Source organism: Sinomonas atrocyanea (assembly GCF_030812675.1).
GTDB lineage: Bacteria > Actinomycetota > Actinomycetes > Actinomycetales > Micrococcaceae > Sinomonas > Sinomonas atrocyanea_B.
In genome coordinates, this window is the sequence record NZ_JAUSTE010000003.1 from 109,855 (window position 1) to 127,748 (window position 17,894).

The 17,894-nt window shown below is 70.3% G+C and carries 17 protein-coding genes; 4 read left to right on the forward strand and 13 right to left on the reverse strand.

Translation table 11 applies throughout. From position 1 onward, the window contains the following. Nucleotides 1-38: 38 nt before the first annotated feature. The 9 genes from J2W20_RS06325 to J2W20_RS06365 form a co-directional block, all read right to left on the reverse strand. The gene (locus J2W20_RS06325) at nt 39-773 is read right to left on the reverse strand and encodes a DedA family protein (protein ID WP_307005851.1); all 735 of its coding nucleotides are present in this window, start codon (nt 771-773) and stop codon (nt 39-41) included. Nucleotides 774-973: 200 nt separating this feature from the next. Further along, nucleotides 974-2,302, reverse strand: a complete 1,329-nt coding sequence (locus J2W20_RS06330; protein WP_307005602.1) for a thymidine phosphorylase — start codon at nt 2,300-2,302, stop codon at nt 974-976. A gap of 18 nt (nt 2,303-2,320) precedes the next feature. After that, a complete protein-coding gene (locus J2W20_RS06335; RefSeq protein WP_307005603.1) occupies nt 2,321-2,740 on the reverse strand; it encodes a cytidine deaminase in 420 nt (139 codons plus the stop codon). Then, the gene (locus J2W20_RS06340; RefSeq protein WP_307005604.1) at nt 2,727-4,196 is read right to left on the reverse strand and encodes an ABC transporter permease; all 1,470 of its coding nucleotides are present in this window, start codon (nt 4,194-4,196) and stop codon (nt 2,727-2,729) included. The genes J2W20_RS06335 and J2W20_RS06340 overlap by 14 nt, the downstream gene beginning before the upstream one ends. Beyond that, nucleotides 4,193-5,479, reverse strand: coding sequence for an ABC transporter permease (locus J2W20_RS06345; RefSeq protein WP_307005605.1), 1,287 nt, complete (start codon nt 5,477-5,479; stop codon nt 4,193-4,195). Before J2W20_RS06345 ends, J2W20_RS06340 begins: the two co-directional genes overlap by 4 nt. Beyond that, complete coding sequence (locus J2W20_RS06350) at nt 5,472-7,043, reverse strand: ABC transporter ATP-binding protein (RefSeq protein WP_307005606.1); 1,572 nt, start codon at nt 7,041-7,043, stop codon at nt 5,472-5,474. The genes J2W20_RS06345 and J2W20_RS06350 overlap by 8 nt, the downstream gene beginning before the upstream one ends. 144 nt (nt 7,044-7,187) lie before the next feature. After that, nucleotides 7,188-8,306, reverse strand: a complete 1,119-nt coding sequence (locus J2W20_RS06355) for a BMP family lipoprotein (RefSeq protein ID WP_307005607.1) — start codon at nt 8,304-8,306, stop codon at nt 7,188-7,190. 157 nt (nt 8,307-8,463) lie between these two features. Beyond that, entirely contained in the window at nt 8,464-9,663 is a 1,200-nt protein-coding gene (locus J2W20_RS06360; RefSeq protein ID WP_307005609.1) for an amidohydrolase, read from the reverse strand. A gap of 24 nt (nt 9,664-9,687) precedes the next feature. After that, complete coding sequence (locus J2W20_RS06365) at nt 9,688-10,848, reverse strand: mannose-1-phosphate guanylyltransferase (protein WP_307005611.1); 1,161 nt, start codon at nt 10,846-10,848, stop codon at nt 9,688-9,690. Between the two features lie 251 nt (nt 10,849-11,099). On the opposite strand from J2W20_RS06365, the gene sdhC reads away from it, so the two are divergent. Genes sdhC through J2W20_RS06385 form a run of 4 tightly spaced genes read left to right on the forward strand, consistent with a single transcriptional unit; the run spans nt 11,100 to nt 14,569 of the window. Further along, nucleotides 11,100-11,480, forward strand: a complete 381-nt coding sequence (sdhC, locus tag J2W20_RS06370; RefSeq protein WP_084249366.1) for a succinate dehydrogenase, cytochrome b556 subunit — start codon at nt 11,100-11,102, stop codon at nt 11,478-11,480. Nucleotide 11,481: 1 nt separating this feature from the next. Continuing rightward, a complete protein-coding gene (locus J2W20_RS06375; RefSeq protein ID WP_307005613.1) occupies nt 11,482-11,964 on the forward strand; it encodes a succinate dehydrogenase hydrophobic membrane anchor subunit in 483 nt (160 codons plus the stop codon). Nucleotides 11,965-11,999: 35 nt separating this feature from the next. Further along, nucleotides 12,000-13,787: a succinate dehydrogenase flavoprotein subunit gene (sdhA, locus tag J2W20_RS06380; RefSeq protein WP_307005614.1), complete on the forward strand. Its 1,788-nt coding sequence runs from the start codon at nt 12,000-12,002 to the stop codon at nt 13,785-13,787. Then, nucleotides 13,787-14,569, forward strand: a complete 783-nt coding sequence (locus tag J2W20_RS06385) for a succinate dehydrogenase iron-sulfur subunit (RefSeq protein ID WP_307005616.1) — start codon at nt 13,787-13,789, stop codon at nt 14,567-14,569. The genes sdhA and J2W20_RS06385 overlap by 1 nt, the downstream gene beginning before the upstream one ends. A gap of 93 nt (nt 14,570-14,662) precedes the next feature. On the opposite strand, the gene J2W20_RS06390 is transcribed toward J2W20_RS06385, so the two are convergent. The 4 genes from J2W20_RS06390 to J2W20_RS06405 are packed head-to-tail and all read right to left on the reverse strand — an operon-like array spanning nt 14,663 to nt 17,673. Then, nucleotides 14,663-15,241, reverse strand: coding sequence for a 2'-5' RNA ligase family protein (locus J2W20_RS06390; RefSeq protein ID WP_307005618.1), 579 nt, complete (start codon nt 15,239-15,241; stop codon nt 14,663-14,665). Between the two features lie 4 nt (nt 15,242-15,245). Then, nucleotides 15,246-16,289 carry a tryptophan--tRNA ligase gene (trpS, locus tag J2W20_RS06395; RefSeq protein WP_307005619.1) on the reverse strand — a complete coding sequence of 348 codons (1,044 nt, stop codon included), beginning with the start codon at nt 16,287-16,289 and terminating at the stop codon, nt 15,246-15,248. A gap of 4 nt (nt 16,290-16,293) precedes the next feature. Further along, nucleotides 16,294-17,139 carry an exodeoxyribonuclease III gene (locus J2W20_RS06400; RefSeq protein ID WP_307005621.1) on the reverse strand — a complete coding sequence of 282 codons (846 nt, stop codon included), beginning with the start codon at nt 17,137-17,139 and terminating at the stop codon, nt 16,294-16,296. A 9-nt stretch (nt 17,140-17,148) separates the two neighbouring features. Then, nucleotides 17,149-17,673: a hypothetical protein gene (locus J2W20_RS06405; protein ID WP_307005623.1), complete on the reverse strand. Its 525-nt coding sequence runs from the start codon at nt 17,671-17,673 to the stop codon at nt 17,149-17,151. Between the last annotated feature and the right edge of the window lie 221 nt (nt 17,674-17,894).

A 17,894-nucleotide genomic window follows, 5' to 3' on the forward strand; every position in this document is an offset into this window, starting at 1 on the left:
AACTCTATTGAAGCCGGGGGCCTCAGGCCACCGGGGGCTCACTCCCCCGGGGTGGGCGTGGCCTCGCGGTCGCGCGGCGCGTAGTCGTCGGCGGGCGCGTGGGGCCGCAGGCCCAGTTCGCGCTCGTGCTCGGCGGTGGCCGCGGCGGCCGCGCGGCGGGCGTCGACCGTGTCGCGCCAGCGGTGGAAGACCGTGATGCTGTGGTCGAGGAGCACGCCGAGGACGAGGGCGAACGCGACGGCGACGACCACGCTGAGCAGCGGGTTGTGGTGCAGCCATGGGAAGGAGCTCGCGAGCAGGCCGACGCCCAGCGAGTAGCCCACCCACGTGAGGCACGCGAACGCGTCGAGCCAGAAGAAGGTGCGGTGCCGGAACCCGGTGCTGCCGGAGACGTAGTTGACCGCCACGCGGCCCCACGGGATGTACCTGGCCGTGAAGATCAGCACGGCGCCGCGTTTGTCGAGCTCGTGGCGGGCCCAGCCGAAGACCTTCTGCACGCGTGGACGCCGCATCCACTTCCACCGGTCGGTGCCGATCCTGCGCCCGAGGAGGTAGGCCACGTTGTCCCCGGCCATCGCCCCGATGAGCGCGGTGGCGCCGAGGATCCACAGATTCGGCTCCCCGGAATGGCGCCAGTATGCGGCGAGCGCCACGATGAGCGTCTCGCTCGGCACGATCATCGCGAAGCCGTCGATGAAGAAGAAGATGAGGAGGATCGGGTAGATCCACCATTGGCCCGCAGCGTGGAGGATCGCGTGATCGATGAAGGTCAACGACATGCGGTGGTGCTCCTCCGGAAACTGGGCCTCCTCCAGTGTCCCATGCGCGGGCCCCGGCGGCCATCCGTCCAAAGGTCCTGCATCGCCGCGGCGGCGCTCCTCCCCGCGGACGACGCCGGCCCTCCCCCGGGCGGAGACGCCCCCGGGGCTCGGGGCCGGGCGTCGGGCGCCGGCTCGGGGCCGGCCGCCGGGTGCTAGGCGATGCGGTCGAGGATCAGCGGGCGCGCCGGGCGGGACCCCTCGGGAGCGATCGTGACCGCGCCCTCGAGGGCCTCGCGGGCGCGGCCGAAGCGCTCGGGGGTGTCGGTCAGGAGCGTCATGAGCGGCTCGCCGGCGCGGACGGTCGCGCCGGGCTTGGCGTGCAGCCGCACGCCGGCTCCGGACTGGACGGCGTCCTCCTTGCGCGCCCGGCCGGCACCGAGCCGCCACGCGGCGATGCCGACCGAGAGCGCGTCGAGGCCCACGAGGGCTCCGTCCGCCGGGGCGTAGACCGTCTCCGACTCCTTGGCGCGCGGGAGCGGGGCGTCCGGGTCGCCGCCCTGGGCGGCGATCATGCGGCGCCACACGTCCATCGCCCGGCCGTCGCGGAGCGCCTGGGCCGGATCGCCCTGCACGCCGGAGGCCTCGAGCATCTCCTCGGCCAGCCGGACCGTGAGGGCCACGACGTCCTCCGGGCCGCCGCCTGCGAGGACCTCGAGGGACTCCTCGACCTCGATCGCGTTCCCGGCGGTGAGACCGAGCGGCGTCTCCATGTCGGTCAGCAGCGCCACGGTGCGCACCCCGGCGTCCTGGCCGAGGGCCACCATCGTCTCGGCGAGCTCGCGGGCGCTGGCGGTGTCCTTCATGAACGCCCCCGAGCCGACCTTGACGTCGAGAACCAGCGCGCCGGTCCCCTCGGCGATCTTCTTGCTCATGATCGAGGAGGCGATGAGCGGGATCGCCTCGACCGTGCCGGTGACGTCGCGCAGCGCGTAGAGCTTCTTGTCCGCCGGGGCGAGGCCCGCTCCCGCGGCGCAAATGACCGCCCCGACATCGTCGAGCTGGGCCATCATCTCCTCGTTGCTCAGGGAGGCGCGCCAGCCGGGGACGGACTCGAGCTTGTCCAGGGTGCCGCCCGTGTGGCCCAGGCCGCGGCCGGAGAGCTGCGGGACGGCCACCCCGAACACGGCCACGAGGGGTGCGAGCGGGAGCGTGATCTTGTCCCCGACCCCGCCGGTCGAGTGCTTGTCGGCCGTGGGCCGCTGTCCGCCGGAGCGGCTGCGGAGTGAAGAGAAGTCGAGCCGCTCGCCCGAGGCGATCATCGCCGTCGTCCATCGGGCGGTCTCGCGGTGCGTCATGCCGTTGAGGAGGATCGCCATGGCGAGCGCGGACATCTGCTCGTCCGCGACGGCCCCCCGTGTGTAGGCGTCGATGACCCAGTCGATCTGGGTGTCGCTGAGCTCGCGCCGGTCGCGCTTCGCCCGGATGACGTCGACGGCGTCGTGCGCTTCCGCGGCACGCGCCCCGTTCCCGGAGGTGGTCACTGGTGTCCTTCCGTCGGATCAGTTCTGCAGGTTCTGCGGCCCGAACGCGTCGGGGAGCACCTCGTCCATGGTCCGCACGCCGCTGACGGTGAGCAGCACCATCCCGGGCGCGCGGAACTCGTAGAGGAGCTGGCGGCAGCGGCCGCAGGGCATGAGCACGCTGCCGGCGGCGTCGACGCAGGCGAAGGCCGCGATCCGGCCGCCCCCGCCGAGCCGCAGCTGGCCCACGAGCGTGCACTCGGCGCAGAGCGTGAGCCCGTACGAGGCGTTCTCGACGTTGCAGCCGGTGACGATCCGACCGTCGTCGGTCAGTGCCGCGGCGCCGACGGGGAACCGGGAGTACGGCGCGTAGGCCGTCCGCATGGCGTCCGTGGCCGCGGCGGTGAGGGCCGCCCAGTCGACCGCGGCCTCCGGCTGGGCCGGCTCACTGCTTGACATACGGGATCCCCTCCATGGCCGGCGGCCGCGAGCGGCCGACGAGGCCGGCCACGGCGAACACGGTGACGACGTACGGGAGCATGGCCATGAACTGGCTCGGGACGGGCGAGCCGATGATCGTGATGATGCTCTGCAGGTTGTCGGCGAAGCCGAACAGGAGGGAGGCCAGGAAGGCCCCGATCGGGTTCCAGCGCCCGAAGATCAGGGCGGCGAGGGCGATGTAGCCGCGGCCGGCGGACATCTCCTTGCTGAAGGCGTCCACGGCCACGAGGGTGAAGAACGATCCGCCGATGCCGGCGACGGCCCCGCCGAGGATGGTGTTCCAGAACCGGGTCCGGTTCACGTTCACGCCCAGGGTGTCCGCCGCCTGCGGGTGCTCCCCGACGGCCCGCACGCGCAGGCCCCAGCGGGTGTGGAACAGGCCCACATAGACCACCACGACGGCGATGTACATCAGGTAGCCCACGAGCGACTGGCGGAACAGGATCGGGCCGATCACCGGCACGTCGGCCAGGATCGGGATCTCGATGTTCCCCAGGTGCGGCGGCTTGTTGAGGCCGTCGGGGTCCTCGGTGAGCAGGGTCGAGAAGAGGAAGTTGGTCAGCCCGACCACGAGCACGTTGAGGACCACGCCGACGATGATCTGGTTCACGAGGTACTTGATGCTCACGAGTGCGAGCACCAGGGAGACGAGCGCCCCGGCCACCGCAGCCGCGACCAGGCCCACGTATACGTTGTGCGCGAGGGTCGCGCCGACCGCGGCGCTGAAGGCGCCCATGAGCAGCTGGCCCTCGATCGCGATGTTGACGATCCCGGAGCGCTCGCACAGGACTCCGGAGAGGGAGCCGAACACGAGCGGGACCGAGAGCGTCACGGCGCCCGCGAGCAGGCCGGCGAGGGAGATGAACGGGGTCTGGTCGCGGCCGCCGGCCACGATCCATACGAGGAAGCCCACGAGGAAGGCGACCGCGAAGACTGCGCCGACCCAGCCCGGCGTCGTGCGCCGCGCGGACGTGAGCCACACCGAGTAGGCCGCGCCTGCGAGCATGACCGCCGAGGCGAGCCATCCGACGACCGGCGAGCTCACCGTGATGACGGTGACGCCGGCGACGCCCAGGAGCGCCAGGAGGAAGACGACGGCCGCGGCGGCGAGGGCCCCGGTGGTCCAGCGGGCGGGCGCGCGTCCGGAGCGGGTGCCCCTGAACCGGAGGTACCCGAACCAGGCCGCGGCCACGAGCGCGACGGCCAGCGCGAGCCATGCGGCGAGCCCGGAGGCCTCACGCCCCGCGTCGACCAGGCCGAACGAGGCACTCTTGCTGCCCGAGAGCGCGCCGAACAGGACCGTGCCGGCCACAGCGAGGAGGCTGAGGCCGATGGGGGCCTTGCGGGACACCGGCGCGGCGGCGGGGCCGGGCCGGGCGTCCTGCGGGGCCGGGGCCGCTGCAGTGGTGCTCATGATGCGGCTCCGCTCTCGGCAGGTGCAGCCGGGGTGGGGGTGGGGGGCCCGGGCCGGCGGCGCTTCCGCCTGCGCGGGCCGAGGCCGAAGATCGCCCGCACGAGCGGCGGGGCGGCGATGAAGAGGACGATGAGCGACTGGATCACCAGGACGATGTCGATCGGCGTCTGGGTGACGGCCTGCATCGAGACGCCGCCGGCCCGGAACGCGCCGAACAGCAGGCCCGCGAAGAACGTGCCCCACGGGGTCGACCTTCCGAGCAGCGCCACGGTGATGGCATCGAAGCCGATCGAGGCTGCCACGCCGCCGGAGAGGTACTTCTCGGTGCCGGACACCTGGGCGATTCCGGCGAGGCCGGAGAGCGCGCCGGCGAGTGCCATGACCAGGACGGTGGAGCGGCCCACGTTGATGCCCGCCGTGCGCGCGGCGTTGGGGTTGGCGCCCACCGCCCTGAACTCGAACCCGAGGGTCGAGCGGGACAGGATCCACCAGACGGCCCACGTGACGAGGATGGCGAGGATGAAGCCCGCGTGCAGGCGGAACTGCGGCCCCAGGAGTTCCGGGAACAGGGCCGAGGCGTCGAGGAAGGGCGAGATCGGGTTGGTCGAGCCCTTGCGCTGGAAGGCCGGCGTGGTGAGCAGGAACAGGAGCAGGAAGCTCGCGATGTAGTTGAACATGATGGTCACGATGACCTCGTGGGCGCCGGTCCGGGCCTTGAGGAGGCCCACGATCCCGCCCCAGATACCGCCGCCCACGATCCCGGCGACGATCACCACGAGCAGGTGCAGCCCGAACGGGAGGTGCCAGGCGAACCCGACGTAGGCGCCGAAGAGTGCCCCGAAGATCAGCTGCCCCTGGGCGCCGATGTTGAACAGGCCCGCACGGAACGCCAGGGCCACGCCCAGGCCCGCGAGGATCAGCGGGGTCGAGACGGTGAGGGTCTCGGCGAGCGGGTAGAGCTGGGCGGCAAGGTCCGCGCCCTGCCAGTTGAAGATCGAGCCCTGGACCAGTGCGGCGTACGGGCGGAAGACCTCCGTGATGGTGTCGGAGGGCCGGGCGAAGAAGTAGCCCGCCGCGGTGGCGACCTTGGGGTTGGTGACCGCCATGAGGATTCCGCCGATGACGATCGCCAGGACCATGGACAGCAGGGACACCATCGGGGTGCCCGTGGCGATCCGACGGAGCAGGGTCTCCCCTGCCCCGTGCGCGGGGACGCCGGGCGGTGGGGTCGGCACGGGCTGGGGCGCCTGGGCCGAGTCGGGTGCGTTCTGCACGTCAGCCATGTGTCTCTCCTGTGGTGTGCTCGCCGCCAGCGTGGCGGGCCTCGGCGGCGGCCGCTGCGGCCTCCTGGGCGTCCATGCCGGCCATCATCAGGCCGAGGACGTCGCGGGGGGTGTCCCCGCTGACGATGCCCATGAGGCGTCCCCGGTAGAGGACTGCGATGCGGTCCGAGAGCTCCATGATCTCGTCCAGTTCGGTGGAGACGATCATGACCGGGGTCCCGTGGTCCCGCTCGGCGAGGATCCGGCGGTGCAGGAATTCGATCGAGCCCACGTCGACGCCGCGGGTGGGCTGCGAGGCGATGAACAGGCGCAGGGGGCGCGAAAGCTCGCGCGCCATGACGACCTTCTGCTGGTTGCCGCCCGAGAGCGAGGACGCCGGTGCGTCGGGCGAGCCCGCGCGGATGTCGAACTCCTCGATCTTCTCCTTGGCCTGGGCGGCGACCCGGCCCGGGCTCATCGCGAGCCCGCGGGCGAACGGGGCACGGTCGTAGAGGTCCAGGACGAGGTTCTCGGCGACGCTGAAGGCGCCCACGAGGCCGTCGTGCGAGCGGTCCTCGGGGACGAAGCCGACGCCTGCCTCGAGGACCTGCTTGACGCTGCGCCCGAGCAGCTCCCTGCCGTCGAGCGTCACCGACCCGGTGACGTGCCGGTGGAGGCCGAGGATGGCCTCCGTCAGCTCGGTCTGGCCGTTGCCCTGGACGCCCGCGACGGCGAGGATCTCGCCCTGGGCGATGTCGAAGGAGACCCCGTCCACGATCCGCTGCCCGGTGGGGGCCACGAGGGTCAGGTCCCGCACCGAGAAGGTGGTCTCCGCCGGCTGGGCCGGCGCCTTGTCGAGGGTGAGGCTGACGGGCCGGCCCACCATCATGGTGGCCAGCTCGGCCGGGGCGGCCGACGGCGGGGCGTCGCCGACCACGCGCCCGCGCCGGATCACGGTGATCACGTCTGCGACGGCCTTGACCTCGCGCAGCTTGTGGGAAATGAAGATGATCGAGGTGCCCGAGGCCTTCAGCTCGGCCATGATCGCGAGGAGCTCGTCCGTCTCCTGCGGGGTCAGGACCGCGGTGGGCTCGTCGAGGATCAGTACCTTGGCGTCGCGGACGAGGGCCTTGATGATCTCCACCCGCTGCTGCACGCCCACGGGGAGGTCCTCGATGCGGGCGTCGGGGTCCACGTCGAATCCGTAGCGGGCGGAGATCTCGCGGACCTTCGCCCGGGTCACGTCGAGGTCGAGGAAGCCTCCGGCCCTCGTGCTCTCGGCGCCGAGGGCAACGTTCTCGGCCACGGTGAACACCGGCACGAGCATGAAGTGCTGGTGCACCATGCCGATCCCGGCTGCCATCGCGTCCGCGGGGCCGCGGAAGGTGACGGGGCTGCCGTCCACCAGGATCTCGCCCTCCGTCGGCTCGTACAGCCCGTAGAGGACGTTCATCAGGGTCGACTTGCCGGCGCCGTTCTCGCCGAGCAGCGCTTGGATCTGGGAGTCCTCGACGACGAGGTCAATGTGGTCGTTCGCGGCGAACGAGCCGAAGCGCTTCGTGATGCCGCGGAGTTCGAGTTTCACTGCGGGAACCGTCCCCTGGGATGAGGTGGGACCAGCTTGCTCCCCGGCACGCCAGCGCCGCCCTGCCGGCGAGCGGCGGGCGGCACTGGGTGGCCTGATGCATGGAGCACCGTGGGCCGGGCGCTGGATGGAAACGTGCTGTCGCTACTTGGAGACGGGGCTGGACTTCGACTCGACCTTGACCGAGCCCGAGATGATGTCCTTCTTGAGCTGGTCGAGCTCGCTCTTCATCTCGGCCGGGACCGCCGAGTCGAGGTCGTGGAACGGGGCGAGGGCCACGCCGCCGTTGTCGAGCGTGCCGACGTACGGGGTGGCGTCGAACTTGCCGTTGAGGTCGTCCTTGAGGACGGACTCGACGGCGGTGGACATCGTCTTCTGGACCGAGGTCAGCATGACGGACTTGTAGTCCGGGGCGGTGAGGTAGCCATCCGAGTCGACCCAGATGAGCTTCGCGTCCTGACCTGCGTTCTTGGCGTCCAGTACCGCGGAAGCAGCCCCGGGGCCCACGGCGCCGGCCACGGGGAGAACCACGTCGGCGCCCTGCTGGAGGAAGCCCTGGGTGAGGACCTTGCCCTTGTCGACCGACTTGAAGTCGCCCACGAAGGTGCCGTCCTGCTTGTCCTTGTCCCAGCCGAGGACCTGGACGTTCTTGCCCTTCTTCTGGTTGTAGTACTTCACGCCGTCCGCGAAGCCGTCCATGAAGATCGTCACCGTCGGGATGTTGAGGCCGCCGAACGTGGCCACCTTGCCGCTCTTGGAGACGCCCGCGGCCAAGTAGCCTGCGAGGAACGCCGCCTGCGCCGTGTCGTACACGATCGGCTTGACGTTCTTCGGGAAGGTCGGGTCGGTGTAGTCGATGATCGCGAAGTGGCTGTTCGGGTTCGCCGTCGCGATGCTCTTGGTCGCGTCGCCGAGCAGGAAGCCGACCGTGACCGTGAGCTTGCAGCCGGCCTGGACCATCGATCGCAGGTTGGGGTCGTAGTCGGTGTCCGCCTTCGACTGGACGTGCTTCTCCTGGATGCCGAGGTCCTTCACCGCCTTCTGGAGGCCCTCGTAGCCCGACTGGTTGAACGACTTGTCATCGAAGCCGCCCGAGTCCGAGACCATGCAGCCGAGGTAGTTGGAGGCCTGCGCCGAGGAGCCGCCCGAGGAGCCGGACGAGGGCGGGGCGGAGCCGCAGCCTGCGAGCGTGAGCGCCGTGGCCGCCGCGAGCGCCGCGCCCGTGACGCCGGCTCGGGAGAAGGGGGTACGGAAGCGGTTCAAGTGGTCCTCCAGGTGGACGAGAGACTCTCCTCAGCCGCCGGGGCCGAAGAGGGCCCGCCGGGCGTGTGGTACAGCGCACAAGGGTACTCGAAAGGATTCCTTCACACACCGGCGCCCGACGACGGCCGCGGGAATCGTTGGTGATTCGTTACCAACACTAGAGGTCGCGCAGGCTCCGGAGGGCGGCCGCCGCGAGGACCTGGACGCCGTAGCCGATCGCGGCCTCGTCGACCACGTAGTCGCCGCGGTGGAGGTCGTACTCCTCGCCGCCGGGGGTGTGCGTTCCGAGGCGGAACATCGAGCCGGGGACCTCGGAGAGGAACCAGGCGAAGTCCTCCCCGCCCATGGACTGCGGCGTGAGCACCACGGCGTTCTCCCCCAGCTCGGCGCGAGCCGCGGCCTCGAGCAGCGCGGTCTCGTGCTCGGAGTTCACCACCGGGGGCACCCCGCGGATGTGCTCGAGGCTCACCTCGACCCCGTACGGTGCGGCGACCTGCTGCACCACCTCGTCGAGGAGCTCCCCCGCGCTGTGCCAGGCCTCGCGGTCGAGGCAGCGCATGGTCCCGGACATGGAGCCGGTGGCCGGGATGGCATTCGGCGCGGCGCCCGCGGAGATCTGGCCCCAGACCATGGACACCCCGCTGCGCACATCCACCCGCCGGGAAAGGACCGCAGGCACGTTGACCGCGATCTGCGCGAGCGCGAAGACAAGGTCCTCGGTCAGGTGCGGGCGCGAGGTGTGGCCGCCGCGGCCGGTGAGCTGGATGCGGATCGTGTCCGAGGCAGAGGTGATGGGGCCGATGCGGGTGCCGATCTTGCCGACGTCGATGCGCGGGTCGCAGTGGAGCGCCATGATGCGCGGCACGCCGGAGAGCACCCCCTGGCCGATGCAGGCCAGGGCTCCGCCGGGCATGGTCTCCTCCGCCGGCTGGAAGAGGATCCGCACCGTGCCGTCGAGCGGGGTCTCCCGGTCGATCTCGGCGAGCAGCAGCGCGACCCCCAGGGCCACCGTCGTGTGGACGTCGTGGCCGCAGGCGTGGGTCACGCCGTGGTTGCGCGAGGCGAACGGCAGGCCCGTCTCCTCGATGATCGGAAGGGCGTCGATGTCGCCGCGGACGGCCGTGGCGATCGGGCCCGTGCCGATGTCGACGACGACGCCCGTGCCCTCGAGCCGGCGCGGCGTGAGCCCCGCCGCCTCGAGGCGCGCCACGATCCTGTCGGTGGTGCGGTACTCGTGGAAGGACAGCTCGGGGTGCGAGTGGAGGTCCCGGCGGAATTCGATCAGCTCTGGCAGGAACGCCTCGAGACGAGGGCCTACGAGGGGCGTGGGCTTCGTCTCCGTCGTGTAGTTTCGCACCTGTTCACTCTAGCGTCACCGTCCTCAGAGGACGTCGAGGTCCCCGCTCGCCTTCAGCCCGGCGACGGCGTTCTTGACCTTCTGGGCGTGCTCCGTGGTGGTCACGAGGAGGGCGTCCGGCGTGTCGACGATGACGACGTCCTCGATGCCGATGAGCGCGATGACCCGCTTGGTGTCCGAGACCACGATGCCGCTCGCATCCTCGGTGAACACGCGGGCACCCTCCCCGAGCACGGTGACGCGCTCGGCCTCGCGGGCACTGTTGAGCCGGCCGATGGCGGCGAAGTCGCCGACGTCGTCCCAGCGGAAGGCTCCGGGCACGACGGCGACGTCCCCGGCGGCGGCAGCAGGCTCGGCGACGGCGTAGTCGATCGCGATCTTCGGCAGCGTGGGCCACACGCGTGCGGCGACCTCGTCGCGGGCCGGAGTGTCCCAGGCCTCCGCGATCTCCGCCAGGCCGGCGTGGAGCTCGGGCTGGTTGGCTTCGAGGTGCTCGAGCATGAGGGCCACCGGCGCGACGAACATGCCCGCGTTCCACAGGTACTCGCCGGAGGCGAGGTACTTCTCGGCGACCTCGAGGTTGGGCTTCTCCACGAACTCCACGACGGCGCGCGCGCTCGGCGCCCCGGGCACGTCGAGCGCCTCGCCGCCCCGGATGTAGCCGAAGCCCGTCGAGGGGTGCGTCGGCTCGATGCCGATCGTGACGATCTTCCCGCGCTCGCCGGAGGCGGCGGTGAGGATCGCCTCGCGGACGGCGGCCTGGAAGACGGTGTCCGGGCTGATGACCTGGTCGGCCGCGAAGGAGCCCATGATCGTGGCCGGGTCCCGGCGGTACAGGATCGCGGCGGCCAGCCCGATCGCGGCCCCGGAGTCCTTCGGCTCGCTCTCCAGGACGAGGTTCGCGGCGTCCAGCTCGGGGATCTGCCGGCAGACCGCGGCGCGGTGGGCCTCGCCGGTGACCACGAGGAAGCGGTGCCCGGCCAGCGGGGTGAGCCTGTCGTACGTGGCTCGGATGAGGGTGCTGCCCGAGCCCGTCAGGTCGTGCAGGAACTTGGGCGCCGCGGCGCGCGAGAGGGGCCACAGCCGAGTGCCCACGCCGCCCGCGGGGATCACCGCGACGAACTTCTCGAGCGGATCATGCGGTGCGGGCGCGGGGCCGGCGACGGGGGCAGTCTTGTCTGTCATCGCCTCCCACTCTAGTGGAGCGGGAGGCCCGATCACGGTGGACGGCGGACCGCAAGGGGCGTCACTGTGACAATCCCCACTGCTTTAACATGCCCCAGAGGGCTATTTGAGTAAGCTGTGGGCGAAGCCTAGATTTAGGCTGGATTCTGACTAGGTGAGCGCGCCCTTCGTACAGCAGGGCCACTCCGCACCGGTTGCCCCCTCCGCATGGGCCCCATGCGGGCGCCGGTGCCCGCAGGGAGGTTTATTCAGTGCCGACAAAACCAGCTGGCACCCTGTACCGCGGCCGTGAAGGCATGTGGTCGTGGGTCGTACACCGGATCACCGGCGTCGTCATCTTCTTCTTCTTGTTGGTGCACGTCCTGGACACCTCATTGGTGCGCGTGTCCCCCGAGGTGTACACGGCGGTCATCGCCGAATACAAGAACCCGCTCATGGCCCTCGGCGAGACTGGTCTCGTCGCAGCCATCCTCTTCCATGCATTCAACGGCCTGCGGGTGATCCTCGTGGACTTCTGGAAGAACGGCCCCAAGTACCAGCGCCAGATGCTGTGGACGGTCGTCATCGTCTGGGTCGTCGTCTTCGCAGGCTTCGCCATCCGCCACCTCTCACTCGCGCTGGGAGCCCACTGACATGACCACAGCACCTGAAATCCGCGAGCCGCGCAGCACCTCCGTGACCGGCCGGATCGCCCCGCAGTACAAGCGCACCGGGGGCCCCAAGGGCCAGTTCGAGATGATCGGCTGGCTCTTCATGCGCCTGTCCGGCATCGTCCTGGTCGTCCTGATCTTCGGCCACCTCTTCGTGAACCTCATGGTCGGCGAAGGCGTCCACGGCATCGACTTCGGCTTCGTCGCCGGCAAGTGGGCCAGCCCGTTCTGGCAGTTCTGGGACCTCGCCATGCTCTGGCTCGCGATGCTCCACGGCACCAACGGCGTGCGCACCATCATCAACGACTACGCCGAGCGGGACTCCGACCGCTTCTGGCTCAAGGCGGTCCTCTTCGCGGCCAGCGCCATCATCGTGATCCTCGGCACCCTGGTGATCTTCACCTTCGATCCGTGCCCGGTGGTCAACGGTGTCCGCACGGTCGCCGACTACTGCCCCGCCTCGTAACCAGCGGATCCCCGCAAGAAATGGAGCTTCACAGCATGCAGGTCCACAAATACGATGTGGTGATCGTCGGCGCCGGTGGCGCCGGCATGCGAGCAGCGATCGAGGCCGGCCAGCGGGCCCGTACCGCCGTGCTGACCAAGCTGTACCCCACCCGCTCGCACACGGGAGCCGCCCAGGGCGGCATGTGCGCGGCCCTCGCCAACGTCGAGGAAGACAACTGGGAGTGGCACACCTTCGACACGGTCAAGGGCGGCGACTACCTCGTCGACCAGGACGCGGCGGAGGTCATGGCCAAGGAGGCCATCGACGCGGTCCTCGACCTCGAGAAGATGGGCCTGCCGTTCAACCGCACCCCGGAGGGCCGGATCGACCAGCGCCGCTTCGGCGGCCACACCCGCGACCACGGCAAGGCCCCGGTCCGGCGCGCATGCTACGCCGCCGACCGCACCGGCCACATGATCCTCCAGACGCTCTACCAGAACTGCGTCAAGCACAACGTCGAGTTCTACAACGAGTACTACGTGCTCGACCTGCTCGTCGTCGAGGAGGACGCGACCCGCGAGGACGGCACCCCGTTCAAGCAGAAGCGCGTGGCCGGCGTCGTGAGCTACGACCTCGCCTCGGGCGAGCTGCACGTCTTCCAGGCCAAGGCCGTCGTGTTCGCCACGGGCGGCGCCGGCAAGGTCTTCAAGACGACCTCGAACGCCCACACCCTGACGGGCGACGGCATGGGCATCGCGTTCCGCCGCGGCATCCCGCTCGAGGACATGGAGTTCATCCAGTTCCACCCGACCGGCCTCGCGGGGCTGGGCATCCTCCTCTCGGAGGCGGCCCGCGGCGAGGGCGCGATCCTGCGCAACTCCGAGGGCGAGCGCTTCATGGAGCGCTACGCGCCGACCATCAAGGACCTCGCCCCCCGTGACATCGTGGCCCGCTCGATGGCCAACGAGGTGCGCGAGGGCCGCGGCGCCGGTCCGAACAAGGACTACGTGCTGCTGGACCTCACCCACCTCGAGCCGGCGCACATCGACGCGAAGCTGCCGGACATCACGGAGTTCGCGCGGACCTACCTCGGCGTCGAGCCCTACACGGAGCCCGTGCCGGTGTTCCCGACCGCGCACTACGTCATGGGCGGCGTGCCGACGAACATCAAGGGCGAGGTCCTGCAGGACAACGACACCGTGGTCCCCGGTCTGTACGCCGCCGGCGAGGTGGCGTGCGTGTCCGTCCACGGCTCGAACCGCCTCGGCACCAACTCGCTGCTCGACATCAACGTCTTCGGCAAGCGCTCGGGCATCAACGCCGCCGAGTACGCCAAGACCGCCGAGTTTGTGGAGCTGCCGGAGGACCCGGCCGCCGAGACCGTCGCACTGCTCGACGCCGTCCGCAACGCCGCCGGCACCGAGCGGATCGCGGCGATCCGCGCCGACCTGCAGGAGACCATGGATGCGAACATGCAGGTGTTCCGCACCAAGGAGTCCATTGCGCAGGCCCTCGCGGACATCACGAAGCTCCGCGAGCGGTACCGGAACATCGGCATCCAGGACAAGGGCAAGCGCTTCAACCTCGACCTCCTCGAGGCTGTGGAGCTCGGCTTCCTGCTGGACCTTGCCGAGGTCATGACCGTTGCTGCGCTGCACCGCAAGGAGTCCCGCGGCGGCCACTACCGCGAGGACTTCCCCGATCGCGACGACGCCAACTGGATGAAGCACACAATGCTCTACAAGGACGACGCCGCGGAAACCGAGGGCATCACGGGCCTGCGCTTCGGCACGAAGCCCGTTGTCTTCACCCGTTACGAGCCGATGGAGCGTAAGTACTGATGACCGCCTCAACCGCTGAGCCAGCGTCCAAGGTCGAGCTGCCCGCGAGCGTGGGCGGCGGGGGCGAGATCCCCACGTTCGATGTCACGCTGCGCGTGCGCCGCTACAACCCTGAGCTCTCCGAGGACTCGACCTGGGACGAGTTCCGGGTGACGATGTACGGCACCGACCGTGTCCTGGATGCCCTGCACAAGGTCAAGTGGGAGCACGACGGTTCGCTCTCGTTCCGCCGCTCGTGCGCGCACGGGGTGTGCGGCTCCGATGCCATGCGCATCAACGGCCGCAACCGTCTGGCCTGCAAGACCCTCCTGAAGGACCTCGACACGTCCAAGCCGATCACGGTCGAGCCCATCAAGGGCCTGCCGGTCGAGAAGGACCTGATCGTGGACATGGAACCGTTCTTCCAGTCCTATCGCGAGATCATGCCGTTCCTCGTCTCCAAGGGCCACGTGCCCACCAAGGAGCGACTCCAGTCAGCCGAGGAGCGCGAGCGCTTCGACGACACCACGAAGTGCATCCTCTGCGCCGCGTGCACCTCGTCCTGCCCGGTGTTCTGGACCGACGGGCAGTACTTCGGGCCCGCCGCCATCGTGAACGCGCACCGCTTCATCTTCGATTCGCGGGACGACGCCGGCGACATGCGCCTCGAGATCCTCAACGACAAGGAGGGCGTGTGGCGCTGCCGCACGACCTTCAACTGCACCGAGGCATGCCCCCGCGGCATCCAGGTCACGCAGGCGATCGCCGAGGTCAAGCAGGCCATCCTGGCCCGCAAGATGTAGCGGACCGCCGCCCGGCAAACACGGGGGCGCCGCCCGTCCTGACCTGGTCAGGACGGGCGGCGCCCCTCTGTGTGCCCTCCTGCGCAGCCGCGCTCAGGCCTTCTCGCGGCCGCCGAACTTGAGCTCTTCCCGCAGCTGCCAGAAGCCGTCGGCGTCGTGCTGGTACAGGCCCATGCTGTCCACCGTGAAGGAGGCGCTGTAGGTCTCGAGCCCGCTCTGGGCCTCGTCGAGCCGCTCGGGCGGCAGGTCGTGCGCCACCGTGACGTGGGGATGGTACGGGAAGGGCAGGGTGCGAGCGAGCGGGCCACGCTGGAGCTCGCGGTGCAGGCTGACGCACTCCTCGAAGCCCTCGTCCACGTTGACGTACACCACGGGTGAGACGGGGCGGAACGTGCCGGTGCCCCGCAGGCGCACAGTGAACGGCCGGGCCCGGGCGGCCACCGCGCGCACGTGCCGGGCCGCCGCGTCCCAGTCGGACGTCTCGGTGGTGGTCACGAGCGTGATGTGGGCCGGGATGACCTCGGCCATCCGGTCCCCGAAGGAGGCACGCCAAGCGCGCAGCTCCTGGGCCACGGTGTCGGGGAACCCCAAGATCACCCCGACGAGCGGCCGGTATGCACCTCCGGCGGTACCCGCTGCGTCCTCGATCGCGCCGTCCTCGAATCCCGGCATGGCCTCAGCCGACGGCCGCTGCCGCCGGGGCGAGGGCGGGGAGGAAGCCGACGCGCTCGTAGACGTCGGCGAGCGTGCGCGACGCGATCTCGCGGGCCTTGGCGGCGCCGCGGGCCAACAGCCGGTCCAGCTCCGAGGGATCGGTCAGGAGCTCCTCGGTGCGCGCCTTGATCGGGGCGACGGCGTCCACGACGACCTGCGCCACGTCGGCCTTGAGGTGGCCGTACATCTTGCCCTCGTAGGAGGCCACGAGGGAGTCCATGTCCTCGCCGGTGATGGTCGAGATGATGGTGAGGAGATTCGAGACGCCGGGCTTGGCCTCGCGGTCGAAGCGGACCACGGTCTCGGCGTCGGTCACGGCCGACTTGATCTTCTTCGCCGTGGCCTTGGGGTCGTCGAGGAGGTTGATCAGGCCGTTGGGCGACTCTGCGGACTTGGACATCTTCGCCGTCGGGTTCTGCAGGTCGTAGATCTTCGCCGAGGTCGGCGGGATGAGCGCCTCCGGCACCACGAAGGTCTCGCCGAAGCGGGTGTTGAAGCGCTGGGCCAGGGTGCGCGCGAGCTCGAGGTGCTGGCGCTGGTCCTCTCCCACGGGAACCCCGTAGGGCCGGTAGAGGAGGATGTCGGCGGCCATCAGCATCGGGTACATGAACAGGCCGGCACTGGCGGCGTCGTGCCCGTGGCGCGCCGCCTTGTCCTTGAACTGGGTCATGCGGGACGCCTCGCCGAAGCCCGTGAGGCAGGTCAGGACCCACGCGAGCTGGGCGTGCTCGGGCACGTGCGACTGCACGAACAGCGTGGAGCGCTCGACGTCGATCCCGCCCGCGATGTACTGCGCCGCCGTCAGCCGAGTGCGGTGCAGGAGCTCCGCGGGGTCCTGCGGGACCGTGATGGCGTGCAGGTCGGGGATGAAGTACAGGCACTCGTACTGGTCCTGGAGCTTGACCCAGTTGACGAGGGCGCCGAGGTAGTTGCCGAGGTGGAGCGAGTCGCCCGAGGGCTGCATTCCGGAGAGGAGTCGCTGGCGGGCGGGAGCAGGAGAAGTCATGGGGTCAGGCACTTCCGGGGTTCTGGAGCTGGTAGTCGATGACGAGCGGGGCGTGATCGGACCATCGGGTGTCCCACGCGCTCGCCCGGTCGACGACGGCGTTGCTCGCCACGGACGCGAGGGACGGCGTGGCCATGTGGTAGTCGATGCGCCACCCGGCGTCGTTGTCGAACGCCTTCCCGCGCTGGGACCACCAGGTGTAGGGGCCGTCGACCTGGCCGGCGAGGTCGCGGTGCACGTCCTTCCAGCCGATCTCGGTGCCGAAGAAGCGGTCGAAGTAGGCCCGCTCCTCGGGGAGGAAGCCGGCGCGCTTCTGGTTGGCCTTCCAGTTGCGGATGTCCAGCGGGCTGTGGCCCACGTTGAGGTCTCCGACCACGAGCGCGTAGTCGCTCATCTCGGCGAGCTCCGGCAGCCGCTTGAGCATGACGTCCAGGAAGCGGTACTTGTCGTCCTGCTTGGGGGTGCCCGCCTCGCCCGAGTGCACGTAGGCGCTCACCACGGTCAGCTGGCGGCCACCCTCGAGCGCGAAGTCGGCCTCGACCCACCGGCCTGCGGTGGCGAAGTAGTCGTCGCCGATCCCGATCCTCGTCTCCGTGGGGGCCTCGCGGGAGGCGATCGCCACTCCGGCGCGGCCCTTCGCATCGGCCTCGGCATGCAGCACGTGCCAGCCGCCGAAGTACTCGTGGACGATCGGGTCGGGGGCACGGACCTCCTGGAGGCAGAGGATGTCGACCTCGCGCGTCCCGAGCCACTCCGGCATGCCCTTGCGCCACGCGGCGCGGAGGCCGTTGACGTTGACGGTCGCGATGCGCAGGGCCCCACCCTTCGGGGCCGATTCGGGGGAAGTCACCTGGCTACTCTACCCTTCGTCGATGACGGTCCCGGTGAGGGGCGTGCCGTCGTCCGGGCGGAGCATGTCGCGGGCGTTGGCGGCGGTGATCTGGATCGTCTCGAGCGCCCGGTCCACCATCTCGCGGTCGCCTCCGAGGTTCTCGCGGATCACGCGCTCCTGCACCTGGATGATCTTGAAGGAGTGGTCGAGCTTGAGGTCGCGGACCTCGTCGACCGAGCGGGCCTCCCCGCCGGCGACCGACGGCGCGCGGCCGGTGAGCTGCTCGGCGGCCCGCTCGAAGCGCTCCTGCGCCTTGCGGCCCGCGGTGCGCACCGTGGTGAAGACGAACAGCGCGAAGACCAGCCAGCCGAACGAGACGATGGCCACGATCCATCCGATCACGGCATTCTGGTTCGCAGCGAAGATCACGGCCACGAGGAACGCGAGCACGAGGACCGACAGGCCGAGCGCGCCGACCTTGAGGCCTCCGCGGCGGCTTGCCGGGGCGCCGTCGGACTGGGGGGACGTGTTCTGGTGGCCGATACTCTGCATGCGGTCCATTCTCCCAGACGCCCGCACCGCCGCCCGCCGCGCCCGCTCTCCCTGCCGCCCGCGCTCGCACCTCCTCTCCCCCGGCCCGGCCCTGCCGCCCTCCCCGCCCCGGCCCTGCCGCCCACTCCGCCCCGGCCTGCCGTCTCGGGTACGCATCTCGTCGCGATTTCCCCGTCTCGGGTACGCATCTCGTCGCGATTTCCCCGTCTCGGGTACGAGCG

Coding starts and splice junctions, on each gene's coding strand:
- trpS (WP_307005619.1), bottom strand. CDS start 16,289: ATGACTTCTCCTGCTCCCGCCCGCCAGCGACTCCTCTCCGGAATGCAG.
- sdhA (WP_307005614.1), top strand. CDS start 12,000: ATGCAGGTCCACAAATACGATGTGGTGATCGTCGGCGCCGGTGGCGCC.
- J2W20_RS06385 (WP_307005616.1), top strand. CDS start 13,787: ATGACCGCCTCAACCGCTGAGCCAGCGTCCAAGGTCGAGCTGCCCGCG.
- J2W20_RS06340 (WP_307005604.1), bottom strand. CDS start 4,196: ATGAGCACCACTGCAGCGGCCCCGGCCCCGCAGGACGCCCGGCCCGGC.
- J2W20_RS06390 (WP_307005618.1), bottom strand. CDS start 15,241: ATGCCGGGATTCGAGGACGGCGCGATCGAGGACGCAGCGGGTACCGCC.
- J2W20_RS06335 (WP_307005603.1), bottom strand. CDS start 2,740: ATGTCAAGCAGTGAGCCGGCCCAGCCGGAGGCCGCGGTCGACTGGGCG.
- J2W20_RS06345 (WP_307005605.1), bottom strand. CDS start 5,479: ATGGCTGACGTGCAGAACGCACCCGACTCGGCCCAGGCGCCCCAGCCC.
- J2W20_RS06365 (WP_307005611.1), bottom strand. CDS start 10,848: ATGACAGACAAGACTGCCCCCGTCGCCGGCCCCGCGCCCGCACCGCAT.
- J2W20_RS06375 (WP_307005613.1), top strand. CDS start 11,482: ATGACCACAGCACCTGAAATCCGCGAGCCGCGCAGCACCTCCGTGACC.
- J2W20_RS06405 (WP_307005623.1), bottom strand. CDS start 17,673: ATGCAGAGTATCGGCCACCAGAACACGTCCCCCCAGTCCGACGGCGCC.